The following is a 24,184-nucleotide window of genomic DNA, read 5'->3' on the forward strand; positions in this document are numbered from 1 at the left end:
GGCTGGTCGATTTTCGCCGCTCTGCGATCAAGCCCTCTGTCCCGCAGATTTATGCCGACCGAAGCCCATCCAGTGAAGACAAGAACTCTGTCCCATGCTCACTTCTATGGTCAACTAATTCAATGTACAAACTGTGATTTGTCGTAGACTTCTACGGAATTTTGCTTGGGCTCGAACCAGCGATAAATCGTTGGCAGAACGAGCAATGTCAACGCCGTGGACGTGAGCAGCCCGCCAATGACAACGGTCGCTAACGGTCTTTGAACCTCCGCACCAGAGCTGGCCGATAACGCCATTGGAATGAAACCAAGTGCGCCACAAAGGGCTGTCATCAGTACTGGCCGCAAACGATCCATTGCTCCATTGACAACAGCATCGTGTTGAGAATCGCCGCCCTGTCGCAGGTGACGAACATGCTCGATCAATACAACGCCGTTCATAACCGCGATACCAAACAAAGCAATGAACCCAACACCTGCAGATATCGAAAATGGCAAGTCGCGTAACCATAGCGCCAAAACTCCGCCAGTTGCCGCAATGGGAACATTTAGGTAGATCAACATCGCCAGCTTTGCCGAATTAAACGTCATATATAGCAGTGCGAAAATAAGGAGCAGCGCTACAGGCACGGCAATGGCCAACCGCTTCGTCGCTTGCTGCAGGTTTTCAAATTGACCGCCCCAGCGCAATGTGTAGCCTGCCGGCAGTTCTACGTCACGTTCAACCACAGCTTGCGCTTCTGCAACAAAGCCGGCCAGATCACGCCCCCGCACGTTGCACTGAACAAGTATTCTACGGCGAACAGCATCGCGACTTATCTCGACGGGGCCATCTTCGGTCACGATATCGGCTACTTGCGAAATCGGTATTGGTCGGCCTTGTGAATCATTAATCTTTAGATTCAACAGTTGCTCGGTGCTCTCACGACTTTCCGGTCGCAAGCGTACCTGCAATGGAAAACGCCGTTGCCCCTCAAACACTTGCCCGACCGGCATGCCACCAACGATACTAACTGCATCCAATACGTCGCGCGCGTTGATCCCGTATCGGGCGAGAGCGTTGCGGCGAACAATCACGCGCATGTAAGAAAGCCCGGCGATTTGCTGCGCGGCCGCATCGGCAACACCGGGAACCTGATTCAATGCGCGAACGATCTCATCTCCTTTCGACTTCAATACATCAAGATCATCCCCATAGAGACTTAAACCTATATCGCTTCGTACTCCTGCCACCAACTCCTGTACTCGCAGTTCGATCGGTTGAGTAAAACTGTACGTATTGCCCGGCACTTCGTTGCTCAGAGCTTCCTGCATATCGTCAATCAAGTTTGCTTTTGATTCTCCATCTGCGTACTGTGCGTTCGGGTCGATGCGAACGAAAATGTCGGTCTGGTAGACTCCCATCGGATCATTCGCAATTTCTGGCCTCCCTGTTTTGGATACTACTGTCTCAACCTGCGGGAATTTGAGCAGAGTCCGTTCCATCGCCTTAGTCATGTCGATTGAGGTCTCAAGCGATACACTTGGCAATCGCGTCGCCTGAATAGCGATGTCTCCCTCGTCTAGTTTTGGCACGAATTCGACGCCAAACGTTGTTGCCAGAAGCACACTTCCGGCGAACAAGATCACCGAACCGATGAACATCCAAGAGGGACGTTTCATCGCAAAAGTCAGCATCGGTTGATACGTTTGTTTAAGCTTTCGAACAACGAACGTTTCATGTTGTTTTACACGTCGAGCAAGAAAAAGAGAAGCTAGCACAGGCATCACGGTTACAGACAAGATTAGTGCCGACGATAGAGCCGTCATGAAGGTAAATGCCATGGGCCGAAACATTTTTCCTTCCATCCCCTGCAGACTTAAAATCGGAATGAAAACGATGATAACAATCAGACCAGCAAACAAGATAGGCTTGCCCACTTCTTTTGCCGATTCGCGAAACACCCCTTCAGGTACATGATCGACATTATGCTTTTTTTGATATTGCATCGAACGGCGTACACAGTTTTCCACCATAACAACCGCACCATCGACAATTACGCCAAAGTCCACCGCACCTAAGCTCATCAGATTTGCCGACACTCCGGCGTATCGCATTGCGATAAGTGCACTCATCGCCGATAGAGGTATCGCTGCAGCGACGATCAGGCCAGCGCGAACATCGCCAAGCAAAACAAACAGCGTGATAATAACAAGCAGCACTCCCAAGCCGATGTTTTCTCCTACGGTATGAATGGTCTTTGAAACGAGTTCCGTGCGATCATAGAACGTATCTATCGCAACACCTTTGGGTAGCGATTTCTGAATCTCGGCAATCTTGGCCTTTACATCGGCCACAACTTGCCGCGAATTTTCTCCCATCAGCATCATAACCATTCCAACAACCGCCTCTCGATTGCCGTCTCGAGTAACCGCACCCTGACGCAACATTGGCGCGAACTCGACTCTAGCAACGTCGGCAATTCGAATCGGAGTGCCCTTGCGGCTTTCGAGCACAATTGTCCGAATATCATCAAGCGATCGAACGAGTCCTTCACCACGAATGAGGCGTTGTTCAGCGTTATGGGCAATATAGCCACCGCCGGCGTTGCCGTTGTTCTGCTCCAGCGCAGTTATGATTTGCGTCAACGATATGTCGTAGTTCTGCATCTTATGGGGATCCAGCTGGACTTCATATGTTTTCAATGCCCCACCGAAGGTATTGACTTCAATCACACCTGGAACACTGCGCAGTTGAAACGCGATTTGCCAGTCGAGGATCGTGCGCAGATCCGTCAACGAATAGTTCGCGTCGTCTTCGGCACGCACTTCAAACTGATAAATTTCACTCATGCCCGTCGCGATAGGTCCAAGCTCCGGTGTCCCCATTCCCGCCGGAATGCTCTCACGCGCTTTTAACAGTCGTTCATTGATCAGGTTGCGTGCCCAATAGATATCAGTTCCTTCCTTAAATGCGACAGTTACTGCGGATAGTCCGAAGCGACTAATCGAGCGGATTTCATCGACATTGGGGATACCACTCATCGCGTTCTCTACTGGAAACGTGATAAACTGCTCCACTTCAACTGGTCCGAGCGCAGGCGAATTGGTCAGAACTTGAACCTGAACATTTGTCAGGTCGGGCACCGCATCCAGCGGAATAGTTGATGCTGCGTAGAATCCTAGACAAAGGATTGCCAACGAGAGCAGCATGACGATAAAACGATTGTCTAATGAAAAGTCGATGATTTTATTGATCATGCTTATTCATCTCCCAACAAATCAGCTAGCAGCTGCGATTTTAGGATAAATCCTCCAACAGAAACAATGTTCTCTCCTTCGCGTAAACCTTTTTTCACAACCACAGACTGACCATCGTTCTCCCCAAGCAGGAGATCACGGCGTTGAAATTCTTCTTCGCCTGTTAAGACAAATACAAAAGTCTTGCCTTCATGGTCTTGAACGGCCGAAGTTGGTATCAAGATTGAATGAGAATCCTGTGTTATGGGAAGTTCGATCGTGACGAACATTCCAGGCTTCAAATAGCGACCAGAATTGTCTGCAATTGCTTGCAGTGATATGGTACGTGTGGCCTCATCCATAATCTCACCCGTGTAGAATACTTTCGCCGTGAAGACCTGATCTGGCAGCGCGTCGTTACGAAGCGTGATAGTCTGATCGCGAAAGGAATTGAGCAGCGGCAGATGCTCCTCATACACATTCGCCGTAATCCAAACCGTCGATAAGTCAGCAATGCTGAGCAGCATAACATCAGGCCGCACTTGTTCTCGCAACACAACATCTTTAGTAAGCACGGTACCATCAAACGGAGCTCGGAGCGGATAATGGGATAGCCTTTCCCCCTGCTCAGCCGGATTGATCTCATCTATTTCCTTTTCGTCAACGTTTAATATCTTCAATCCTGTGGCAGCCACCAATACCTTCGCTTCAGCTTCCTTCACGGCCTGAGAAGACATTAACGTTGATGTTTGCAGCTCGTATTGGATATGTTCAATGCGAGATTGAAACGTGGCTTGATCTGCATTGCGACTTGATATCGCAGCCAGGAGCTGATTGCCTGAGACCGCACCTTTTTGCGTAACGTCTTGCAAACGCTGCACGTCCGCTTCCGATTTTAAGTACGCGGCATAGGAAGCGAGAGCTCTTTCTCGAAAATCACCCATCGGACGGTCTCGAAACCTTTGCTCAATTTCGCCAATCCCCATGCCTTGCCGTAAGGCCATCAACAATTCACTGGCATTGGACGCAATCTTCTGCTGCAACTCGTTCTGAGTTTTTCGTAGTTCAAGTTGAAGTCGTGCTTGATACAGTTCTAGCTTGGCACCGCCAACTTCGCGGCTGTGGATGACGGCCAAAAGATCGTTCTCCTTTACCGTTTGTCCAAGGCTTACAGACACACTGTCAACTGTTCCTTCAACCATTGAATAGACATGAGCAACTCGATCTTGATTGAGCGATACTTTGCCAGTGAGCCGCAGAACTCTTGAAAACTCTTTGCTCGCTACTCGTTGGATTTGAATCCCAGATGACTTCCAGTTTTGCTTTGGTAACGTAACGACAGTAGGCCGCTCCGTGTTACTACCGCTGTCGCTAGAATCTAAGCCGGACTGTTTCGCCTCTTGCTGCGAAAGACCTGGACTGTTAAGCAAAAGAAGCGTTATCGCAGCGAGAATGCTTAGTTTTGCGGATCGAACTGCGCGCACAAATACAGGCGATTTCAATTGGTTCATACGTGTTCATCTTCAGAATGCCAGCTGTAAATTCGAGACCGACTCGAAAGTACGAACTTTCGAGGCAACAAGACACAGTCAGCTATCTATAAACGCATGATGCCCAAGAGTTCGGGCAAAGACTGGCTGCTATGTAACAGCGCAATATATTGAAAAGAATATCTACATCGCTCAGGAATCCTGGCTAGGGAATTCATGTGATCCGATATAAAATACAGGCATATGCTCAAGCAGCCCGCCTCGCATGCAACTATCTGTTGGCTCGGTGTAAGATACGTGTTGGAAGCGATTGTCGACTCGCAGCCCAAATCGACGCAGCTTTCGCCCGGAAACACCCAGTGCCAGTGCCAATCATCAGGCCAGTTCTCCGCATTTGCAATTCCACCATGATGTTTCTGCAAATGCAGCTCCATCTCCTGAACGGACCCACGCAACTCGCTATCGCCGTGCCGATGCCCCACCGGAATCGGCGCATGGCACAGCATTAACGCGAGAATGATGATCTCGGTTAACAGTTGAATCGAAGGCGGAACTAAATTTCTAAACATGGATGGCAGTGAAGTTTAGACCGTTTTCCCAGGTGAAAACCTCATCGAGTCTAATAGCAATGCAGTGGTGGGTCAATCCTCTAGACTGGATAGGCGCGCACGGTCTTCGGCGCTGCAGCCTCTTTAGTAAGTTGAGTGATCCCACTTCTGGTGGCTCTGCCGACGTCGCTCCAGTTCCGCACACCTCCAGTTCCCCATGCGGATTTCCACGAAACGCCATTGACGACTTCCGTGTCGCGTATTATTTTTCACGCATCACGCGACGCATTAAGAGTCCCATGCGTCTCAGCTTTCTTGAGCCAACGACATGAACACAGCCAGGAGCAGCCAGCCCGCTAGTACACCCTAACGTGAACTCGTTCCTTTTTTGTCGTCAATCCGTGCGCTTGCGTCTTAATGACCTAACACTCGCATACGCCAAAGCGAAACTGCCCGAGAGACCAACAAGTCAAGTGTGAGTAAAAACCACTGAGGTCAAGATGATTCAAGAACTCTTCCACAATTTCGCGACAAACTTGTTCAAGCCACTGCTGCTATTCTTTTATGCTGGTTTTGCTATACCGCTACTGAAAGTAAATTTTGAATTTCCCAAGGCACTTTACCAATCCCTGACGCTCTACCTTCTCCTTGCAATTGGTTGGCATGGCGGTGAAGAGCTGGCGAGCTTGCCACGCGATGAATACGCTCAAGCAATTGGGTTCATGTTGCTTGGCTTCTGCACCAACTGCGCAATTGGTTTTGCGGCGTACGGAATGCTTCGTTGGACGACCAGAATTCGTCGAATTGATGCAGCCACCATAGCCGGCTATTACGGTTCCGATTCTGCAGGTACTTTTGTCACGTGCCTCGGGTTCCTTACTGCCGCGAACATCGCCTACGATTCTTACATGCCCGTGATGCTTGCCGTCATGGAGATTCCTGGTTGCTTGGTAGCCCTTATCCTGGTTGCACGATTTCGGCGACAAGGCATGGACAGCGAAGGGAATATGCGTGACGAACAAGATCATAAAGAACTGAGTACCCTGCGCGTCCAGGCTCTCGACATCGCTACCACAAGTGAAGCCCAGGAGTTACAGGCCAATAAGATGCGCAAGAGCTTGAGCGACGACGATCAGCTTGCCTTGCAAACGGTTGAACAGTTCAATTCCCACGATGCTCATAAGCAGATAAGCATACTCAATCCCAAATTACTGCATGAAGTCTTTCTTAATCCTGGAATTTTTTTATTGTTCGCCGGCATCATGACCGGATTCGTAAGCCGTTTACAGGGCGAGAAAGTTATCAGTGCAAACGACCGAGTGTTCGTTGATCTATTCCAGGGGATGCTGTGCCTGTTTCTTCTAGAGATGGGGATTACCGCGTCACGGAAGCTTCGTGATCTTCGCGCCGGAGGATGGCAGCTTGTATTGTTTGCTCTTATTGCGCCCAATATTTTCGCTATCAGCGGTATGCTCCTGGCATCTTTTTACAGCCGGGCCGTCGGCGTTCCTCTCGAACAGGGGACGTACATCCTGTTTGCGGTTCTGTGTGGGTCGGCTTCCTACATTGCGATGCCAGCAGTCCAGCGGCTCGCAATTCCCGAGGCAAGCCCTACGTTGCCACTCGCTGCTTCGCTAGGCGTAACTTTTTCGTACAACGTTACACTCGGCATACCAATTTACAAGCTCGTACTCGAATCTCTCAACATTCCTTAGCATCCATCCGTTAGGCGCACCTCTGCGTTAAGTACCTTTGTTCGTGTACTGTTTGTTTAATGTAAGGCGCGCGATGCGTTGCGTCGAGGTTTCGCTGGTCCTATTTGCGGGCTTGAAGCTCTTTGAACGCAGGACTCTCCGTCACCTCCCAATCGCCCCCAGTGTTCCACGGTCCCGTTGAATCCTCACCGAGTTCGCCACTACCGGTAGAGTCGTTGAAATATTTGTTGACCCAAGCATCGTCAACTGGCAGCCTTCCAATCTCGAATGGGCCCTTACCCATGCTTTCCAAAGCTGCAGCAAAAGCTTTCATATGAGTGATTTCGCGGGTCATTAAAAACTTTAACGTGTCAATCGTTCCTGGATCATCTGTGAAATCGATTAGCCTTTCATAAGTAATCTTGGCCCTTGCCTCAGCGGCAATATTGTTTCGCAAGTCGACTTCCAACTGCCCGCTTATTTTCAGATAGTCTGCTGTCCACGGGTTGCCCTGAGAGTTGTTAAGGCTAACGCCTCCGCCGCCGACGACAGCAATCAAAGGGTCGGCCTCGGCTGCCGACTTCCCGTCTCCCTTCAGCGGCTTCAAATGCATTCGCGCAAGACTTCCAATGACTTCTAAATGGCTAAGCTCTTCGGTACCAATGTCCATCAGCATGTCTTTGCGTTTCGGATCGTCGCAGTTCAAACCTTGAATGGAGTACTGCAACGCTGCCGCCAGTTCCCCATTGGCTCCCCCGAACTGTTCGAGCAGCATTCTGCCGAATTTTACGTTGGGTTCGCCTACACTGACTGTGTACATCAGCTTCTTTACGTGGTGGTACATTTACATACTCCTCTTCTAGGTTTCCAATTACTAAATAGGTTCGTGATATGAAATCCGACATTCGGTATCGAAGTCGGCTCGCAAATTGGATGCCGTCAGTAACGTACTTAAGAGTTAGATTTCCATGATCTGGATGAGTCAGTATAAGAATGCAAAACCGTCGACGGCCATCCGCATTACCAGACATTGGCCACGTGAACTGGTTACTACCTGTGGCATCATTTCTTCATTTATCGCTGAATAGACTTCCAGCTCCTTCAAAGCGGCGCAGAACATGCGGGTCATCGCGTTTTAAAACCTAAGCCTATTATCAATCGCTTTTTAACAGCTATGGCCGTGCAATACTCCAGTCCTTCGCTGGTAGATCGTGACGACGATCGCCTGGAAGAGCGCGAACTACATTCGCTCAACGAGTTACTCGATGCGCTGGAGCAAGCAGCAAGGAGTCGTGGCAAGCTTTCTCTGGGTAACGCATTGGACGCAATTAATCGGCGTTCTTTCGCCCCGCTACTTCTACTTCCGGGCCTGATCATGGCGGTCCCTGGTCCAGCAGATATACCTGGAGTACCGATTGTCCTAGGATTTTTGGTAATCATTATTGCGGTGCAAATGATCTTGCGACGTGATCATCTTTGGATTCCACATTGGATGGAAAAGCGTCAAGTTGAAGGTCAAACGATCATGAAAATGGTGCGTTGGATGCGAACACCCGCTCGATGGCTTGACGGCGTAACCAAACAGCGTCTCTCAGGGCTTGTTGATCATGGTGGTTACCCTGCGATAGCCGTAGCATGCATCATCATTGCTGCCTCGACGCCGCTCCTTGAGTTTGTCCCATTCAGCGCCAACGTTGCAGGGATTGCGATCACTGCTTTCGGATTAGCGTTGATGGCGCGTGACGGATTGCTCGCAGCACTTGCGATCCTACTTTCGCTCAGTTGCATCGCGATTATCGGCTACCAGTTTCTTTAAAGGGCATCGTAGGCCACGACAAATAGTTCCAGCAGGTTTAAGCAACAAACTGAGAGCAATGGAACGGCGGGCCAAGTTATTCTGTGTGGTAACAAGTTAGCTTCACGAAGCTACGGTAAATTGCCGCCACTACTGGAGCTTGAAAACGACGACTTAAAACATTCGGTCGATTTTAGAGACCTCTATTCTGCAATTGTTACAGACTGGCTTCAAATCCCAGCACCCGACTCGCTGGAGGGTTTCAAGTGCCATGGTATCTTTACTTAATAAACTGCGACAGGATCGTTTTGAGTTATTTGATTTGGGCCTCTATCGCCACACGAGACGATCGCTTCACGTAAAGGGGGACCGTTTAATGCATCAAGCGCAGTGATGCGTTAGGCGGGTTATGATCCCGTTTCGACCGAGGCGAGCTCGGTCGGGTCACATTCCGCGCAAGTCGATGCGAGATTTGTTGCTTTGGCTTTTCGAGCCCAAATGCTCCTATCCAATACGCAGAAATCGAGCTGTCACAGTATAGGTCAGTTTTGGCTCATCGAAATACCTATTCAGAACACACCGCTGCACAAAGCGAGTCTTGTTCTCCGGGAAAGTAATAATCAAGAAGAGCCTTATCGGACTCGGACAGTGCAGTGATTACTTTGCCGGTAGATTGCGAGTCGCATTTTACGTGAAGTCGAGTTTCGGAAGAAGCGTCAAGAAGCGTGTCTCGCCAATCGTCATCTCAGGCTTGGCTTTCGTGGGTAAACCTCGAACCAGTCTTATTAAATCGCCCGACTCAGCAGCACTCAATAATCCAGGATGAATGTAGCTGGATCGACAAACGGCTTTGGTGTTGCCAAGCTCCTCCGAAGTCACTGTAATGGCCGCTGACATTTTGCGTTTGCGTTCCGTTTTCGAATCATCTTCGGCAACGCTTTCTAGCTCACAAAATGCAATCACGCTTCCCCACCATGTGCGAAAATCTTTCGCCGTTATCGCCTCGTTGCTCAGCTCCTGTAAGGCATGATTCACTTCGGTCGAAGTGATTGGACGTGGCTCGTTATCTTCATCTAAATAGCTGAACAGATATTGCCCTTCAATCTCTTCGCACTGGCGGATGACTTTGGCAACTTTTTCGTCAACGAACTCAACTTCGTGTTGCTGTCCACTCTTGCCTGGGAAGTCGAGCATCACGCGAGTCTTTTGCACTTGGACGTGGTCAGCCAATAACGTGGTTGCCCCATGCGAACCGTTCGATTCAGCGTACTCTCGGTTGCCATCTCGCGTATGGGCTTTGTCCATCAAGCGAATGACTGCCGCCAGCACACGAGCGGACGATAGTACTTTCTGGTTAAGATCGTTTCTAACACGACGTCGAACTTTCGGCAGTAGCTTCCCGAAGAGATGCAAACGATCAAATTTGGACGCATTGCTGATCGCTTCCCAACGCTCGTGGTAGATGTACTGCTTTCGTCCCGCATCGTCAGTCCCAACCGCTTGAATATGACCATTCGACTTTGGACAGATGATAACGTCTCGCCATGCAGGTGGAATTACAAGAGATTCAATACGTTGTCGCACTCGCTCGCTGGTAACGGACTTCTTTGAACGTGTCTTGTAAGCAAACCCTTTTCCCTGGCGATGCCGAGTTATGCCTTCTTCGATAGAGTTGACATAGACGAGACCAGCTTTAGCCGCCCGCCTAATGACCTGTTCCTGGTTCGACTTGCTCATTAATCTGACTTGCCCAGCCAAAACGCTACAAAGCACTCTTACGTTTAACATTCAAAATAATTCGTTCAACGAACGATCATCGCAAACCCCGAGCCGACGAAATAAATTTCAACTTACGGGTTATCGCCAGGATTCGAACTTTTGGCTCAGTGCGTGCTGCGACAAGCGGTGCGTCAACTTTATAGGTTAGGGTTATTAGTTTTGTTGCGCGGGCGTATCGCTTTTTGCAACCCCACATCTTTTCTGACCCCCACGAACTTGTTTCGTGGGTGAATAAGTTTGGCAAGCTAGACACCGAAGCTCTCCCAATCCAGCGAGTTTAACTTGTGCTCGCCGCATCGGGCGGCAAGCACAAGTTAAACTCGGAAGGTTGCGCAATTGCATCTAGCTTGCCAAACTCGGCATCCTGCCAGTCGAGCTGGCAGGGGAGCAATACTTGATGACTTGAGGGGTTAAAAAAATGTGCCCCGCCCGTAGTTTCGGAGCTTTGTAAGCGAGACGATCGCGGACACCGACCCTAAGTTTAAGCTTTGACGCAGCACTAGCGTTACTGAAGATCTGATCGAGTCGCAACAAACGTTATCGGTTGCACTATTTCATGTAATTTCGCAGTCTCGTATGCTTTTGCGATGAATTGCTTGCACAATTTGCGGTTGGAACCCAACTTCCTTTGTAACCTATGCTGCTTTGGCTTCGATGAACCTGTGGAACATGAACTTTTTATCCGGTAGTAGAATCGTAATCGCTGGCGGCAGTGGATTTCTTGGCACTTCGATGGCAACACAGTTCGTTGCGGCTGGGGCGAAGGTCACGGTGCTGACGCGTTCGATTCCGAAGTTGGACCGTGAATGGGCGTTTGAAAAATGGGACGGCCGGACGATTGGTAGCTGGATCCAGTCGCTCGAGGGCGCTGATGCTGTCGTAAACCTAGCAGGCCGAACAGTCAATTGCATCAAAACACCTGATCACCAAGACGAAATCTTGCGATCGCGAGTTGAGTCGACACGCGTGTTAGGGGAAGCGATGCGATTAATTGATTTGCCACCGCCCGTTTGGGTACAAATGAGCACAGCTCATATTTATGGTGACCCGCCCACTACAGTATGCACCGAAGACTCGGTTGAAGGAATTGGTTTTGCCCCGACCATTGGCAGGGCTTGGGAGGCAGTTTTCGCCGATAGTAAGCTGAACAATCAGCGTGGTGTCATTCTCCGAACAAGTTTTGTTGTTGGTCGCAATCGTGGGGCAGGGGGAGGAGCGGTGGAAACGCTGGGATTGATTGCAAGATTGGGTTTCGGCGGTCGTGTCGGAAGCGGCATGCAAGGGATGTCGTGGATTCATGAAGCGGACTTAAACCATCTCTTTGCGCGTGCAATCGCTGACGAACAGATGTCGGGCGTTTACATTGCCTCGGCTCCAAATCCTGTGTCTCAAATAGAATTTATGCGGACTCTGAGAAATGCAATTAAAGCCAACCGATTTTGCATTCCGATCGGTCTTCCAGCCTTCGAATGGATGGTTCGCATTGGAGCGCCACTCTTCCTGAAAACCGATCCGGAACTCGCATTGTACGGCCGCTATGTAGTATCGAAGCGGCTCGCGCAAGAAGGATTTGAATTCCAATACCCAACACTTGATTCGGCATTGAGTGAGCTGTACGCAAAACATTGCGATTAATACGCAGGAGAATTATTTGAATGCGTTTTCGATTATATTCGCAATTTTCGCGGTGGAGTATGCAACGCGGATCCCGACCGAGCTTGCCTTGGTCGAAATGGGATCACAACCAGCAGAAAACCAGATGCACTTTAGAGTCGCCATACGTTACGCGAAATGCGGTAGGACTTCTTTACCAAACAACTGGATGAACTGACCGATATCGTCCCCGACATAGTGCAAATAGACCGCTTCGAAACCTAGCTCCAGGTCTTGTCGAATCCACTCGATATGTTGAGCTAGCTCGCTAGACACGCGCAAGACTTCGTCGATCTTAGACGCTCCTTTATCCGCAACGCGACGGTCGATTTCCTCCGGCATCGCAATATCTTGTAGCTCACCAACATCCAAGCAGGCGTTGCCCCAGTTGCGGAAGGCTGCCTCTTTTGCAACCGCTTGCGTCTTCGCATATGACACGGCGCTTTGGAGTCGCATCGGCTTTCCTTCACCACCCCCACGTCGAAACGCCGCGACGGTCTTTGCAAGTTCCACCGATGGCTTGGCAACTGTTAGCAGTCCGTCAGCCCACGACCCGACCCATTCCGCCGTCTCGGCAGTGATCGCAGCGCCAAAGATCAGAGGCGCAGTCTCAGGCAGCGTATAGAGCTTCGCTTGAGATGCTTGCACGTACCCTTCAGCCGATACCTCTTCTCCTCGCCACAATCGCCGCATGAGATCGACCGACTGAACAAGGCGTTCTTGCCGCTCGGCCTTGGGCAACCATTTATCTCCGGTGATATGTTCGTTAAGATTTTGACCAGTGCCCAGCGCGACCCAGAACCGAGATGGAAACATTTGAGCTAGCGTGGCAGCTTTCTGAGCTACAATAACCGGGTGATACCGCTGCCCCGGGGCGCAGACCGTACCGAATGTGAGCGGCGTCTGTTGCATAGCCGCGCCTAACCATGCCCACGCATAACCGCTTTGACCTCCAGCCGACCATGGCGAAATATGATCTGAGCAGCTTATTGCTGTAAAGCCAGCTTGATGCGCATCGCGACAGTAGCCTAGCAATTCTCGCGGAGTATAAAGCTCGTGCGAGCAATGAAACCCGATCATTTCTCTTCCTCCGGTGTAACAGTCACCCACACCGAGACGCTGCTGCCCTTACATCGAAAATCCCCCCAACCTTCTTCATTTGTTTGAACGGTCTCATGAACGGCACCCGTTATGTCATGATAGATTTGGTTACCAACGGAAGTTTGCATCGCCTTCAGACCATCTTCCCCATTGCTCATCAAGACTGCGATGCCGCCGGGATGCTCGTCGTCGCCAACACGCGACCAGCCAATGCAGCGTTCATGGTCAAAGTAGTCATGTTGGTCACCGAATGCATATCTTCTTCGTACCGCGAGAAATTTGTCGATCTGCTCACGGTGACTTACCATTTCAATCGCGTGCTCCATACCGTCGTCTCCTTCGTCCTTGTACTGAGCACCGTAGTAGTCAGCATAGAATACGCAAGGATAGCCATCCTTTCGTAGCAAGATTAACGCATACGCCAGCGGCTTGAACCATTCTTCGACCACTGACTCTAGGGACTGCAACGGTTGAGTGTCATGATTGCCGACAATGGTGACAGCGAGAGTTGGCTCATTTTTGACCAGGCTGTGATCGAAGATCTTTCTCATATCGAACGCCGCCCCGGCTTTACTCGCATCCGAAAAATTGCGTTGCAGCGGTGCATCGAACAACGCAACGTCGCCGCCTGTCGCGGAAATAAATGCATGAAGTGCTTCAACGTCAAATGACCAATACTCGCCGACCGCAAAGATCGATTTCTGCGCATGCGTTCTTACATGTTGGAGCCATTCCGCAAAGAACCCAGCTTCGACATGCTTTACAGCGTCAAAACGGACACCATCCATGCTCACCGTCTCGTTGAACCAATCGCCCCAACGCTTTATTTCTTCTTGAACTTCGGGATGCTTTACATCGACATCGCATCCCATCAAATAGTCAAAACTTCCTTTTTCTTGGTCGACGTTAACGTCGAATTCTTTACCCTCGAACAGAAAAACACCGTCGAACTCTGGGTCGTTAATGTCTACGTCGGCGGCAGTGAAATGCCACCAATGCCATTCCATAGCAGAATATTTTTGCTTGCGGCCAGGGAAGGTAAAATGCGTATGGGCCTTAATTTTCCGAGGCTCACCGATTTGTGCGCGACGGTCACTTTCGCTGAACGGAGTCGCTAGAACCTCCTCTGCGTGGTCGCTTCCCATGCGATGATTGAACACGACATCCCAGTAGACGTGCAGCCCCTTGCTGCGAACACTGGCTACGGCTTCTAGCAATTGGTCCTTCGTCCCGTACTTTGTGCGTACGCTGCCACGCTGATCAAATTCCCCGAGATCATACATGTCGTACACGGCATATCCGAGATCGACTGGCCCATCGGCCGCCTTATATGCCGGTGGAAGCCAGATAGCGGTAAAACCCGCGTTGGCTAACTCCTGCGCACGCTCGTTAAGGCCATTCCACAATGATCCGTCAGGAGCAATATAGCTATGGAAGAACTGAAGGATGACACCATTAGTTTCTGCTTCCATATCCAACCGATCAACAGTTAAGGCGAGGCGGGTCGTTTTGCACGAACAACTCGACTAGCAATCGCAATGCCAAAACTTTTGCCCTGGAGCAACGACGAGCAGATGTCGACTACCGCGATTTGAATAACTCCTCGTACTTGGTAGGATCGTATTCTTCCCCAACCGAAACTTGAATCAAAGTCACTCGAACCTTGGTCGGTAAAAATTTCTTGGCATCTGCCCTTTCATGTATCTTCTTGCCATTTTTGTCTTTGATCACAAGGTCCATCTGTTTAATACCTTCGGTCCACACGATTGAATCGTTTTCCCAAAACGAAGTCATAGGAATGTCTTGCTCATACACTCCTGGTTTGCTGTAAGCTTTGATTCCGAGGCAACCATACCCATTCTTTTGGCCTTTGTTCGGAATATAACAAATGCTCCATGTCGTCGGCTCACTATCGGGGGGCATTTCGATCGCTTCCAGACGTACATGGACTGTTCCATTGCGATAATCGACCGGTGAGAGCCAGTTCGCCGGTCGTTCTTCGTTCAACATTTTGCCTTTGACATAGTAGTGCGACTTACTTGGCTTTGAAGTCTGCGCATCCGCAGCGGTATAACTAAATGTTGTATCGAACAACACAAACTGCTCAGCGCCACAGTCGCTTGCAAGTGCTACAAGGCTTAACAAGCCCATAGCAATATTCGTAACACGGGGATAGGTTTTAGTTCGGCTTAACACAGCGCTGTTTCCTTGAGCTTTCCGATACACCGCTTCGAAGTCATGATGGAGACTTCGCGATTTATTACCAGTGACGATTAATCTGTTTTCGAAAGTTCCGATTCGCTCTTGAGAACCTGCGAACCATCCTCTTGTTCTATCAAATAAGCAGGTTCCTCGTCAGTTGCGTTTCGGGTTATTTCCTTGCCGCCAATTGTCTTGGTGACTTTTTCGTCATACGATTCCTTTACCTTCCCCGTGGCCGTCCCTTTGCCCCATTTCCATTCGACCGTCTCGTTCTTTCGAAACTTGTGAGCCATCGCCATCTCCTTGATTCATCAGCGCGAGAAGAAAAGGCGTGCGACTTCTGCTAATGTCGCCGCGCCACTTTTCCGGCAACTGCAAAGAACGAACCGATCGACTGAATTCGCAGCGAAAGCCATGTATCCAAACTGTTACGAGACCTTGTTCGCTCCGGGCTGGGGCTGCGAAAAAATGCGCCCGAGCACGCCAACGGACCAATACGACAGAAGGCCCGAGATCGCAAAAGTGACAGCCAGAACAACGGTCCACTCAGTCTTTTCTTGTTCCAGAGCCCAAAGCGAACCAATCTCGCAATCTGCTATGTGAGACGGCGAAGTAATGAGGAATGCAAGTAAGGAAATCGGCACTATTACAAGCAAGCTGAAAAACGGGGTCAACAAAGCAGAGACCGCAAGTCGCTTCAACTCTCTCACTTCGGCTCGATCAAAACGCAGCATATTCAATTCGTATTCCACTCCGGCAATAGTTCGTATTCACCATGTCAGCTTTTAATTGTACAGTTTAGCCCACGCACGATTGACGTCTGCGCGGGAGCAGTTCTACGCGACTGTAGACCTGCTCCATCCAGGAGCAAGCATTATAACAGCGGAATAACAGCGGAGAAATGCAGTTGTCCACAAATCAACCGGTCCACCACGAAATCAACTACATTGAGATTTCTGCTTATGACTTGGAGCAAGCCAAGCATTTTTACAACGCAGCTTTCAACTGGAGTTTCAACGACTATGGCCCGCAGTACGCCGGGATTCGGAAAATGGGCGGTGAAGGCGAAAGTGGTGGAATATGTGTTGCAGAACAAATTGTACACGGCGGCCCGCTGATCGTTTTGTACTCCACCAACCTGGAAGACTCATTGGCATCCGTGAAGTCAGCTGGCGGCAAAATCACAAAGGAAATATTTTCGTTTCCCGGCGGGCGTCGGTTCCAGTTCTGCGATCCAAGTGGTAATGAACTTGCCGTCTGGTCTAGCTGAACTTCACAGTAAAGCCTGACTCAAGAGCCATTGTTGCCATTCGAAAAATGCTTGTCAGTTGTGTTCACAATCGTCAGCGGTCCTAGCTTCGCTTCGATACAGTAAGCGGTTCTTTAGCTGTTCTGGCTTGCAGGTTACCGCAATTTTGCTCGGAATGTATCGGATTGTCATGTGCACGCTATTAATCGTCTGGCCCGGATTGGGGTTTTGCATTAGAAATCGCATGTTTGTAAATGCTAATCTTCGATACTCTTCCCAGGAAATTTTATGCAAATTGCAGTCGCAAGCGCCAGGGCACTTGACCCAGACGCAGCCTCCGAAGTCGATTTCAGCGGCGAATGGTTAAGCGAACATGGCTGCTTGCTGTCCATCAGTGTAAACATTGACGGAAATGTACAAGGAACGTATGCGACCCCGCAAAGCTCTATGATTTCAGACGAAAAGTTTGACGTTTGCGGCTTTGCCTCGGGCGACCATATTTCGTTTGTAGCAAACTTTGGCAAATATGGATCCCTGTTAACCTGGGCGGGGCATCTAACCAAAGAGAACGATAGAGAAGTACTCCGTACAAACTGGCTTTTGACCAAGAACATCGCGGACGAGTTTGAAATTGATCGAACCTGGCCTTCAATACTCACGGGTACCAACTTGTTTAGGACCGTGAGAAAAAAACGGCAGAAGCAGGTTCCTTCTCAATCGCTCGAGCAGCCGTAACGCTGGATGGTCAGTCGTGAAATCCTCGGCCTTCCAGAATATCTGGCGTACATTTCTCGATCCTTGACTCTCGTGTTTTTGATTGTTTCGCTGCAGAAAAATAGATCAGGTAACCTCGCTGCCTTCCAGGCGTCAATGATTCGAAAGCTTTCTTCAGTGCTGGCAATTGGTCAAACTTTCGTTGAAGCTCCTCAGGGATCGCCAATTCTTCCCTTGCTGTAAAGTCTACCTTCAAGCCAGCTTTTTCGATCTCAATTGCCTCAGCGACGTACTCTTTGATCGTCGGTTCCATTTCGACAATTTGCTCAACTGAGGTAAACCGAAATTGGCGTGCTGCGTGAGTATTCTCCCCTGGTTTTCCTAGGACACGCTTTGCATCCTTTAGCAAGACTCCTTTAAAGAACCCGAGCGTACAACAATCTTTCAAAACACCGAGAATGATGACGTTGCTGCCATTGAAGCTGTAGCAGGGAACGCCCCACTTCACCTCTTCTGTCAAATCGCTGGAAACCATAAGCTTACGCAATCGTTTCAACTCTGCCTTCCAGTCGTTGACCTTACACTCTGGTGTTCCCCCTAGTTCGCAGCGACCACAGCCGTCCCGCAGAAACAAGTCGACTTTCGGATTTAACTTTTCAGATTGCGATTTTCCCATAACTGCCTTCTCAGACTCGACCACAAAACAGTTGCGCGACAAAGTTGCATATGCTAGGAACGACATAAAGCGTTAGCCTAGTCGTCCATTGTACACACCTATCTTCCGTTCTGCCGAGAGATGTTCCATGACAATTGCGATGCCAATTCTGATAATGGAACGACAGGCCGACAGGCGGAATGTTACGGACAGAAATTATTGCGACGGTCGACTGTCATTTGCGAGAGATTAAGTAATCCTGCCAAAAACGACAAACTTCGATGTGCAAGGTTGCAGGTTTGACTGATTGGTACAACGAGCAATGTCATCTGCTAGCCCAGCTTCATTACCAAACACGTTTCATGCCCGTTTGCCACCTTGACAAAGTCAGACAATACTAGTGGTTAATTCGTCCAGAGTTTCGTCTTTAAGTTTAGGCGAAAATTGGACATCAATTTACGAAAAGGCTAGTTATGTCGAAAGCAAAAACGTTAGCAAATCTCCAGACGGCACTTTCGATGGAATTGTCGGCCATGCATCAATACCAGCTTCATGCATGCGTGCTAGATGATTGGGGTATGGAATTGTTGGCGACTAAGATGCGTGAAGAGATGCAAGAAGAACTCGGACATTCCGAGCAGTTTCTTGTTCGCATGCTCTTCCTTAAAGGAGATCCCAAGCTTGCACTTGAGAAAACGCCGCACCGTGCAAATTCGCTCAAGGAGATGTTTGAGACGGATCTCGCGGACGAGAAGGCAGCTATCGACTTTTACACAGCGGCCTCTATTCAAGCCTCCGAAGAACGGGACATCGGCAGCCGTCAGCTTTTCGAACAGATCGCTTTGGATGAGGAAGGCCACATGAGTTGGCTCGAACTTCAACTTGACCTACTCGCTCGGATGGGTGAACCTGCCTACATCGCTAAACACATGCCTAACGCAGCTTCAAACTAGTTGCAATCTAATCGTTCTCTACGCGAGGGAAACGAACGCGGTCAGAGCCAAGAAGCGCTAACCGCAGCCATGTATCGAGCATGCAGCCCGAGCTCGCCTAGGACGAAAATAGGTCTTAACCAGCCTAACGCAACACTGCACTTACTGTCGTCTTTCACAACAGTTTCGCGTTTCGGTCAGCGGAGCGATCGACGACTGGCTGTGAGTTTCGTTAAGCAAAGAACACTCGAACCGCGTTCCAACTGATCGCTCCCATGACGGCTCCGATTGGTAACGTTACCAACCAGGCGCCACATATTGAGAATATAACTCGCCAACGCGCGGTTCCATTGACGGCTCCTATACCAAAGAGCGTCCCGCAGCTTACGTGAGTGGTCGATACCGGCATCCCAATGCGACTGGCACCGATCACGAGGATAGCGGTGACCATATTCGCTGTGAAACCCTGCCCGTGATTCATCTGGGTTATCTTGTGGCTCATCGTTTCCGCAACGCGTCGGCCGCTAATGAGTCCTCCTACAGCGATTGCGCCGCCAACGATCAGCAACGCAAGTGAAGGTGTAACGTAAGGCATGACCAGAAGGAGTGCTGCAATCTTTGGGGTGTCATTCAGCCCACGTGCAAAGCTGACTGCACCTGCCGACATGAAATGTAATCCGTTCAGGGACTTCTCTGCTTCAATTCCCAACACTGCGCCGGAGTATGCAGTGCGGCAAGTGGCAGCCCGGCCATGGACGATCTCGATTCGCTCCTTGGCAGCAGCCATATGTACAGCGTCACAAGCGGGGACGACTTCTAGCACTTGAGTACCAATACACAAGCATGATTTCGAGTTGACACCGAGCCTCAGTCGAATAGCTCTGAATATTGGATAAATCAGCATCGTCGCTGCGATGGCAAGCACCGGACTGAAGAGCAACGGTGCTGCAAAGCTTGTCAATAGTTTTGAACCTTCGATTACTGATCCAGCAGCAATACCAGTTCCTAGTAATGCTCCAAGCAGTCCATGGGTCGTCGAGATTGGCAAACCAAATCGCGTTGCAATAAGAACAGTTAAGCCGGCTGCGACAGCCACGCATGCGGCGAACTCTGGATTTGCAACCAAAGCTTCGTCTATCATTCCTTTGCCCGAAAAGTTCTTCAGCAGTGTTCCAGCCAGGGCAACAGCGCAGATTGAGCCAGCCAAAGTACATATCGTAGCCCACGCAATAGCTCGCTTGAACGACGCAGTGCCGCTTCCGAAAAGCGTTGCAACTCCTTTGAAGTTGTCGTTCGCACCATTGGCATAAGCCAAAAATGCAACAATGACCGCGAGAACGATAATCATTTGGAAGACACATTCCTTCTGTGCGAACCGATGTAACAGAAACCTAACAAACAGTAAGCCAGAACTTCAAAATCGTCGTTCTTTGCTGGAGAGTTTATGATGGTCGCCTTTTGCTCTGCGAAAAAACAATCACGTTCCGTTTCGATCGCGGAGTGATCAACAACAGTCATTAACCGACCAAGCTTCCTCCGCAACTTGATCCACAACCAGCGGTGCAGCCATAACAATGATTGGCTGTTCGAATGGCGCGATCCGCAAGCAGGTCGTCGGTCAATTGAGAAATATGTACTCGGCTTTCGCCATCCGTGATTGCTAGGTCAAGCATTTGATTGAAGTCGCAATCGTAAATGTAGCCGTTCCAGTCGACGGACAGCAGAGAACGACACATCAAATCTTCGATGGTGTTGGGATTGAAACTTTGGATCAGCTTTCCTAGATACTCTTCGTACTTGCCTTGTCGCAGCAGATCGTCCAAGAATCGACTAACGGGCACGTTTGTGATCGTTAGCAGGTTGTTGAACTGAATGCCATAACGGGCGTTAAGCTCCGTTTTGTACGCAGCTTCCAGCTTTTGTTGTTCTGGCGGCAAGCCTAGCCCGGTTGGGTTGTAAACAAGGTCAAGTCGCAAATTCGAGTTTGGCTGTGCATATCCAAGCGCATTCAACCTTCGTATCGCTTCGATCGACTTAACAAACACACCGTTACCCCGCTGTGCATCGCAGTTTTCTTCTAGGTAGCACGGCAGGGAAGCGACGACGCTCACTTGATGTTCGGCTAAAAACTCTGGCAGCTCGGTAAAACCGTTCGCGAGCAGAATCGTGAGGTTGCATCGATCAATTACTCGCTTGTCGAGCTTGCGTGCCTCCTGGACTAACGTTCGGAACTGCGGATTCATCTCAGGTGCGCCGCCGGTGATATCGAGCGTGCTGACTTCTGACCTTGCCAGAAAGTTGATCACTTGTTGGGCTGTCTCGTACGTCATGCTCTCGCGACGATCGGGCCCCGCGTCGACGTGGCAATGCGTGCATGTCTGATTACAGACCTTACCGACGTTGATTTGCAATGTGGTCAGTTGCTTGCGAAGCAGCGGCAAGACGGCTTGCTCGGAAAGTTTCTCACTGAACGGGACAACCCGACATCGCTCGCTATCTTGCAAGATGTGCATTTGCTCGGTGGGCGAAGCAAGCGGGTTGCCCGTACGGTGTAGGGTCTGAAGTTTCATTTTTGATTCGATTGATTTGAAGTGATAACATTCAATGCTCGAGCTTGACTGCCGACGAGCTCCCCACGAGTTTTCCTCGTCGGTGAATCAGTTTGGCAGCTAGACCCGAGCGTGCTTCCGCGAAATACGGATACCTATGTTTTTAGCAACAATCTGTATCCGTTCCGCAGCATGGGCCTGCTGAATTAGTCGTGGCTTCGTAATCTTGCCCCTTGGTTTCACGCGGGTCACGAACCTTGGCACGTTTGCAGTCGAATAATCCCGCTTCGTCGAGCGCTATGGAGACGCGCGGTTCGATGCCGTCAAACAGCCCTTCGTACGGTGCGCGAGAGAGCAACTGATACGTCTTGTCGCAGACGGCCATTCGCTCGCCGCGTCGATAAATATGACCATCGTCGTCTTCGACCTTCTTAAATGGACCGCGATAAACTACCGCTTGGTTGCGCTCGAAGCACGGCCCTTGTTTTCCTTTGTAGGCAACGATCGTCACTGATCGAAACTCGATGCCATTGATCGTCTGCCAAGGCTCTGTCGCTCGCTTGGCGATTGAGATTCCGTGAAATCCAGCCTCCTCAAACGCCTGCAAGAATTCGTCCTCCCGGAATGCACCTGACAAGCAACCGGACCAGAGTTCTGGGTCACGCATCATGTCCTCCGGAACAGTTTCATCGGATACGATATCACTAATAGCGGCTCGCCCACCTTTGCGAAGTACGCGAAAAATCTCAGCGAATAACTGCTTGCGATCCTGTTGTCGAACAAGATTGAGTACGCAATTGGATATGACAGAGTCGACGGAATTACTCTCAACAAGAGGATGCTGAGAACGCAATTGCTCTTGCAAATGCCGCAGCTGGAGGAAATCATCGGCATTTTTAACAGGATGATGCGCTAGATTTTCTTCGAGCCGTCCAAGATCCAGTTGAAGGTCCTGAATCATGCCATAGCGAAATTCAACGTTGCTATAACCAATCCGATCGGCCACAGTGGGAGCGTGTTTGCGAGCAAGATCAAGCATTTCACGATTGCAGTCGACCCCGATCACCCGCCCCTGAGGTCCCACCACTTGGGCCGCGATAAAGCACAATTTGCCTCCGCCAGAACCAAGGTCCAGCACGGTGTCACCTGAGCGAATATAAGGTGTTGGGTCTCCGCAACCATAATCGCGTTCGATAACCTCATCCGGGATGACAGTTAGAAAATCGGCAGCATACTCAACTGGGCAACAAAGTGCTGGCTCTAGTTTTTGTGCAGCAGCAGCGTATCGGCGATAGACGCTTGCTTCAGTAACTTCGTGTGGCACTTGATGAGTATTCGACATGCTGCAACGCTCCTCTGGGTTGTTTAAAATCGTCAAGGCCCTATCGTGCCTTCCACTTAATGCCAGTGCGACCGTGATCAATCATGGGATAGAAGCTATAAAATCCTAACGCTTCGAGCGGGTTATCGCTACTCAAGCGGGCGACTCGGAGTTACAACGTGCAATGGCAATCATGAAAATGTACTTGACCACTCGCGTCTAGGTCTGTGAGGTTTCGCACGGCATCAATCCTGCCCATTCCGTTATAACATGCTGAAAAGCAACGACAATCGTGCGCCTGCTTACAGAAATCCATAAAAACAAGCAAGCAGCGTCAAATTCAAAGACATCTTCGAAGGATCCATCGTACCATTTGAAACGATCTGCGAAACGCATTTGTGCGAAGAAACTGCGGCTAGCAACAATCGTTTCGCCCATTTAAGCAGTCCTATCATAATTCGTTGAATTACCATCTGAAAACTAGCAGGACATTACATGTCGCCTAACGAGCAGAATTATGAGAGGTCTAACGGAGGTTTCTATAAGCTTGGGGTGTTCGCTTTCGTAGCCGTCCTCGGAGCCCTTCTGCTCTGGGCGTTCGGTGATCGCCTCAGTTTTGACTATCTTGCCAGCCAAGAAGCCCAGCTCCGCGCATACCGCGCAGGCAATCCATACTTCGTAGGAATTATCGCGGTTGCAATCTACGTAATCGTCGCCGGCTTCTCGCTGCCCGGCGCGGTGGTCCTGACTTTAGCCTATGGTTGGTATTTTGGATTCTTTGCTGCTCTGTTGATCGTAAGCTTTGGTTCAACCGGTGGTGCGACCGTGGCTTTTTTTATGACCCGCTATTTTCTACAAGATTGGGTCCAGAGTAAGTTTTCCAAGCGTCTCCAATCCTTCAATGACGCTTTTGATCGTGAAGGTGCTTTCTACCTCTTCACGCTACGTCTTATCCCCGTTGTCCCATTCTTCGTCATTAACGCTGTTATGGGTCTAACCAAAATCCGAGCGATAACGTTCTGGTGGGTAAGCCAGATTGGCATGCTGCCGGGAACAGCTGCTTATGTATATGCAGGCGCGAGCGTGCCGAGTTTGAAGGTGCTGGCTGACGAAGGTGTCGGCAATGTCTTGAACTGGCAACTCGTGCTGGCGTTTGCTATTCTCGGAATCTTACCATTGGCTTTAAAGAAACTGCTCGCGCTCGTTCGCAAAACGCCGGACGGCGACGGCTTAGAGAATGCAAACAGTGCATAGCAAAAATGACCGTGCGCCTCGAATACACAC

At 50.0% G+C, this 24,184-nt stretch carries 23 protein-coding genes; 7 read left to right on the top strand and 16 right to left on the bottom strand.

The genetic code is table 11. The features are described 5' to 3' along the window. Positions 1-119: 119 nt before the first annotated feature. The 3 genes from SH451x_RS17875 to SH451x_RS17885 all read right to left on the bottom strand — a co-directional run bounded on the left by SH451x_RS17875 (position 120) and on the right by SH451x_RS17885 (position 5,277). Complete coding sequence (locus tag SH451x_RS17875) at positions 120-3,239, bottom strand: efflux RND transporter permease subunit (RefSeq protein ID WP_479358366.1); 3,120 nt, start codon at positions 3,237-3,239, stop codon at positions 120-122. A 2-nt stretch (positions 3,240-3,241) separates the two neighbouring features. Then, a complete protein-coding gene (locus SH451x_RS17880; RefSeq protein ID WP_479358367.1) occupies positions 3,242-4,729 on the bottom strand; it encodes an efflux RND transporter periplasmic adaptor subunit in 1,488 nt (495 codons plus the stop codon). 86 nt (positions 4,730-4,815) lie between these two features. Further along, positions 4,816-5,277 (bottom strand): hypothetical protein, encoded by a 462-nt coding sequence (locus SH451x_RS17885; RefSeq protein ID WP_479358368.1) that lies wholly within the window; start codon positions 5,275-5,277, stop codon positions 4,816-4,818. 479 nt (positions 5,278-5,756) lie between these two features. Between SH451x_RS17885 and SH451x_RS17890 the strand changes: the two genes are divergently transcribed. Beyond that, positions 5,757-6,971 (top strand): sodium-dependent bicarbonate transport family permease, encoded by a 1,215-nt coding sequence (locus SH451x_RS17890; protein WP_479358369.1) that lies wholly within the window; start codon positions 5,757-5,759, stop codon positions 6,969-6,971. Positions 6,972-7,071: 100 nt separating this feature from the next. Here the strand turns inward: SH451x_RS17890 and SH451x_RS17895 are convergent, their stop codons facing one another. Together SH451x_RS17895 and SH451x_RS17900 are read right to left on the bottom strand one after the other, a co-directional pair. After that, complete coding sequence (locus SH451x_RS17895) at positions 7,072-7,794, bottom strand: manganese catalase family protein (RefSeq protein ID WP_479358370.1); 723 nt, start codon at positions 7,792-7,794, stop codon at positions 7,072-7,074. A 138-nt stretch (positions 7,795-7,932) separates the two neighbouring features. Continuing rightward, complete coding sequence (locus SH451x_RS17900) at positions 7,933-8,079, bottom strand: hypothetical protein (RefSeq protein WP_479358371.1); 147 nt, start codon at positions 8,077-8,079, stop codon at positions 7,933-7,935. 45 nt (positions 8,080-8,124) lie between these two features. Between SH451x_RS17900 and SH451x_RS17905 the strand changes: the two genes are divergently transcribed. Continuing rightward, entirely contained in the window at positions 8,125-8,766 is a 642-nt protein-coding gene (locus SH451x_RS17905) for an exopolysaccharide biosynthesis protein (RefSeq protein WP_479358372.1), read from the top strand. Between the two features lie 666 nt (positions 8,767-9,432). On the opposite strand, the gene SH451x_RS17910 is transcribed toward SH451x_RS17905, so the two are convergent. Next, positions 9,433-10,482 carry a DNA topoisomerase IB gene (locus SH451x_RS17910; protein WP_479358374.1) on the bottom strand — a complete coding sequence of 350 codons (1,050 nt, stop codon included), beginning with the start codon at positions 10,480-10,482 and terminating at the stop codon, positions 9,433-9,435. 711 nt (positions 10,483-11,193) lie between these two features. Here SH451x_RS17910 and SH451x_RS17915 point away from each other — a divergent pair. Continuing rightward, the gene (locus tag SH451x_RS17915) at positions 11,194-12,159 is read left to right on the top strand and encodes a TIGR01777 family oxidoreductase (protein WP_479358375.1); all 966 of its coding nucleotides are present in this window, start codon (positions 11,194-11,196) and stop codon (positions 12,157-12,159) included. A 147-nt stretch (positions 12,160-12,306) separates the two neighbouring features. Here SH451x_RS17915 and SH451x_RS17920 read toward each other — a convergent pair whose 3' ends face one another. From SH451x_RS17920 to SH451x_RS17940, 5 genes are all read right to left on the bottom strand, one after another. Further along, positions 12,307-13,257, bottom strand: a complete 951-nt coding sequence (locus SH451x_RS17920; RefSeq protein ID WP_479358376.1) for a TIGR03885 family FMN-dependent LLM class oxidoreductase — start codon at positions 13,255-13,257, stop codon at positions 12,307-12,309. Beyond that, entirely contained in the window at positions 13,254-14,750 is a 1,497-nt protein-coding gene (locus SH451x_RS17925; RefSeq protein ID WP_479358377.1) for an alpha-amylase, read from the bottom strand. The genes SH451x_RS17920 and SH451x_RS17925 overlap by 4 nt, the downstream gene beginning before the upstream one ends. Before the next feature lie 109 nt (positions 14,751-14,859). Next, positions 14,860-15,474, bottom strand: a complete 615-nt coding sequence (locus tag SH451x_RS17930) for a hypothetical protein (RefSeq protein WP_479358379.1) — start codon at positions 15,472-15,474, stop codon at positions 14,860-14,862. A gap of 77 nt (positions 15,475-15,551) precedes the next feature. Further along, on the bottom strand, positions 15,552-15,773 hold the full coding sequence (locus SH451x_RS17935; protein WP_479358380.1) for a hypervirulence associated TUDOR domain-containing protein: 222 nt from the start codon (positions 15,771-15,773) through the stop codon (positions 15,552-15,554). A gap of 135 nt (positions 15,774-15,908) precedes the next feature. Further along, positions 15,909-16,214, bottom strand: coding sequence for a hypothetical protein (locus SH451x_RS17940; protein ID WP_479358381.1), 306 nt, complete (start codon positions 16,212-16,214; stop codon positions 15,909-15,911). 173 nt (positions 16,215-16,387) lie between these two features. Between SH451x_RS17940 and SH451x_RS17945 the strand changes: the two genes are divergently transcribed. Both SH451x_RS17945 and SH451x_RS17950 read left to right on the top strand, forming a co-directional pair. Beyond that, positions 16,388-16,750: a VOC family protein gene (locus tag SH451x_RS17945; protein ID WP_479358382.1), complete on the top strand. Its 363-nt coding sequence runs from the start codon at positions 16,388-16,390 to the stop codon at positions 16,748-16,750. Positions 16,751-17,017: 267 nt separating this feature from the next. Next, complete coding sequence (locus tag SH451x_RS17950; RefSeq protein ID WP_479358383.1) at positions 17,018-17,464, top strand: avidin/streptavidin family protein; 447 nt, start codon at positions 17,018-17,020, stop codon at positions 17,462-17,464. A 10-nt stretch (positions 17,465-17,474) separates the two neighbouring features. Here the strand turns inward: SH451x_RS17950 and SH451x_RS17955 are convergent, their stop codons facing one another. Then, positions 17,475-18,185, bottom strand: coding sequence for a YdeI/OmpD-associated family protein (locus SH451x_RS17955; protein WP_479358384.1), 711 nt, complete (start codon positions 18,183-18,185; stop codon positions 17,475-17,477). Positions 18,186-18,571: 386 nt separating this feature from the next. On the opposite strand from SH451x_RS17955, the gene SH451x_RS17960 reads away from it, so the two are divergent. Beyond that, complete coding sequence (locus SH451x_RS17960) at positions 18,572-19,051, top strand: bacterioferritin (RefSeq protein WP_479358385.1); 480 nt, start codon at positions 18,572-18,574, stop codon at positions 19,049-19,051. A 211-nt stretch (positions 19,052-19,262) separates the two neighbouring features. Here the strand turns inward: SH451x_RS17960 and SH451x_RS17965 are convergent, their stop codons facing one another. From SH451x_RS17965 to SH451x_RS17980, 4 genes are all read right to left on the bottom strand, one after another. Then, a complete protein-coding gene (locus SH451x_RS17965; protein ID WP_479358386.1) occupies positions 19,263-20,378 on the bottom strand; it encodes an inorganic phosphate transporter in 1,116 nt (371 codons plus the stop codon). A 169-nt stretch (positions 20,379-20,547) separates the two neighbouring features. Then, positions 20,548-21,600 (bottom strand): arsenosugar biosynthesis radical SAM (seleno)protein ArsS, encoded by a 1,053-nt coding sequence (arsS, locus tag SH451x_RS17970; RefSeq protein ID WP_479358387.1) that lies wholly within the window; start codon positions 21,598-21,600, stop codon positions 20,548-20,550. A 142-nt stretch (positions 21,601-21,742) separates the two neighbouring features. After that, complete coding sequence (locus tag SH451x_RS17975) at positions 21,743-22,921, bottom strand: DUF8838 domain-containing protein (protein ID WP_479358388.1); 1,179 nt, start codon at positions 22,919-22,921, stop codon at positions 21,743-21,745. Between the two features lie 198 nt (positions 22,922-23,119). After that, a complete protein-coding gene (locus SH451x_RS17980; RefSeq protein WP_479358389.1) occupies positions 23,120-23,338 on the bottom strand; it encodes a hypothetical protein in 219 nt (72 codons plus the stop codon). A gap of 57 nt (positions 23,339-23,395) precedes the next feature. Here SH451x_RS17980 and SH451x_RS17985 point away from each other — a divergent pair, with 57 nt between their 5' ends. Continuing rightward, complete coding sequence (locus tag SH451x_RS17985) at positions 23,396-24,154, top strand: TVP38/TMEM64 family protein (protein WP_479358390.1); 759 nt, start codon at positions 23,396-23,398, stop codon at positions 24,152-24,154. The last annotated feature ends 30 nt before the right edge of the window (positions 24,155-24,184 follow it).

The organism is Njordella aestuarii, from assembly GCF_056494165.1.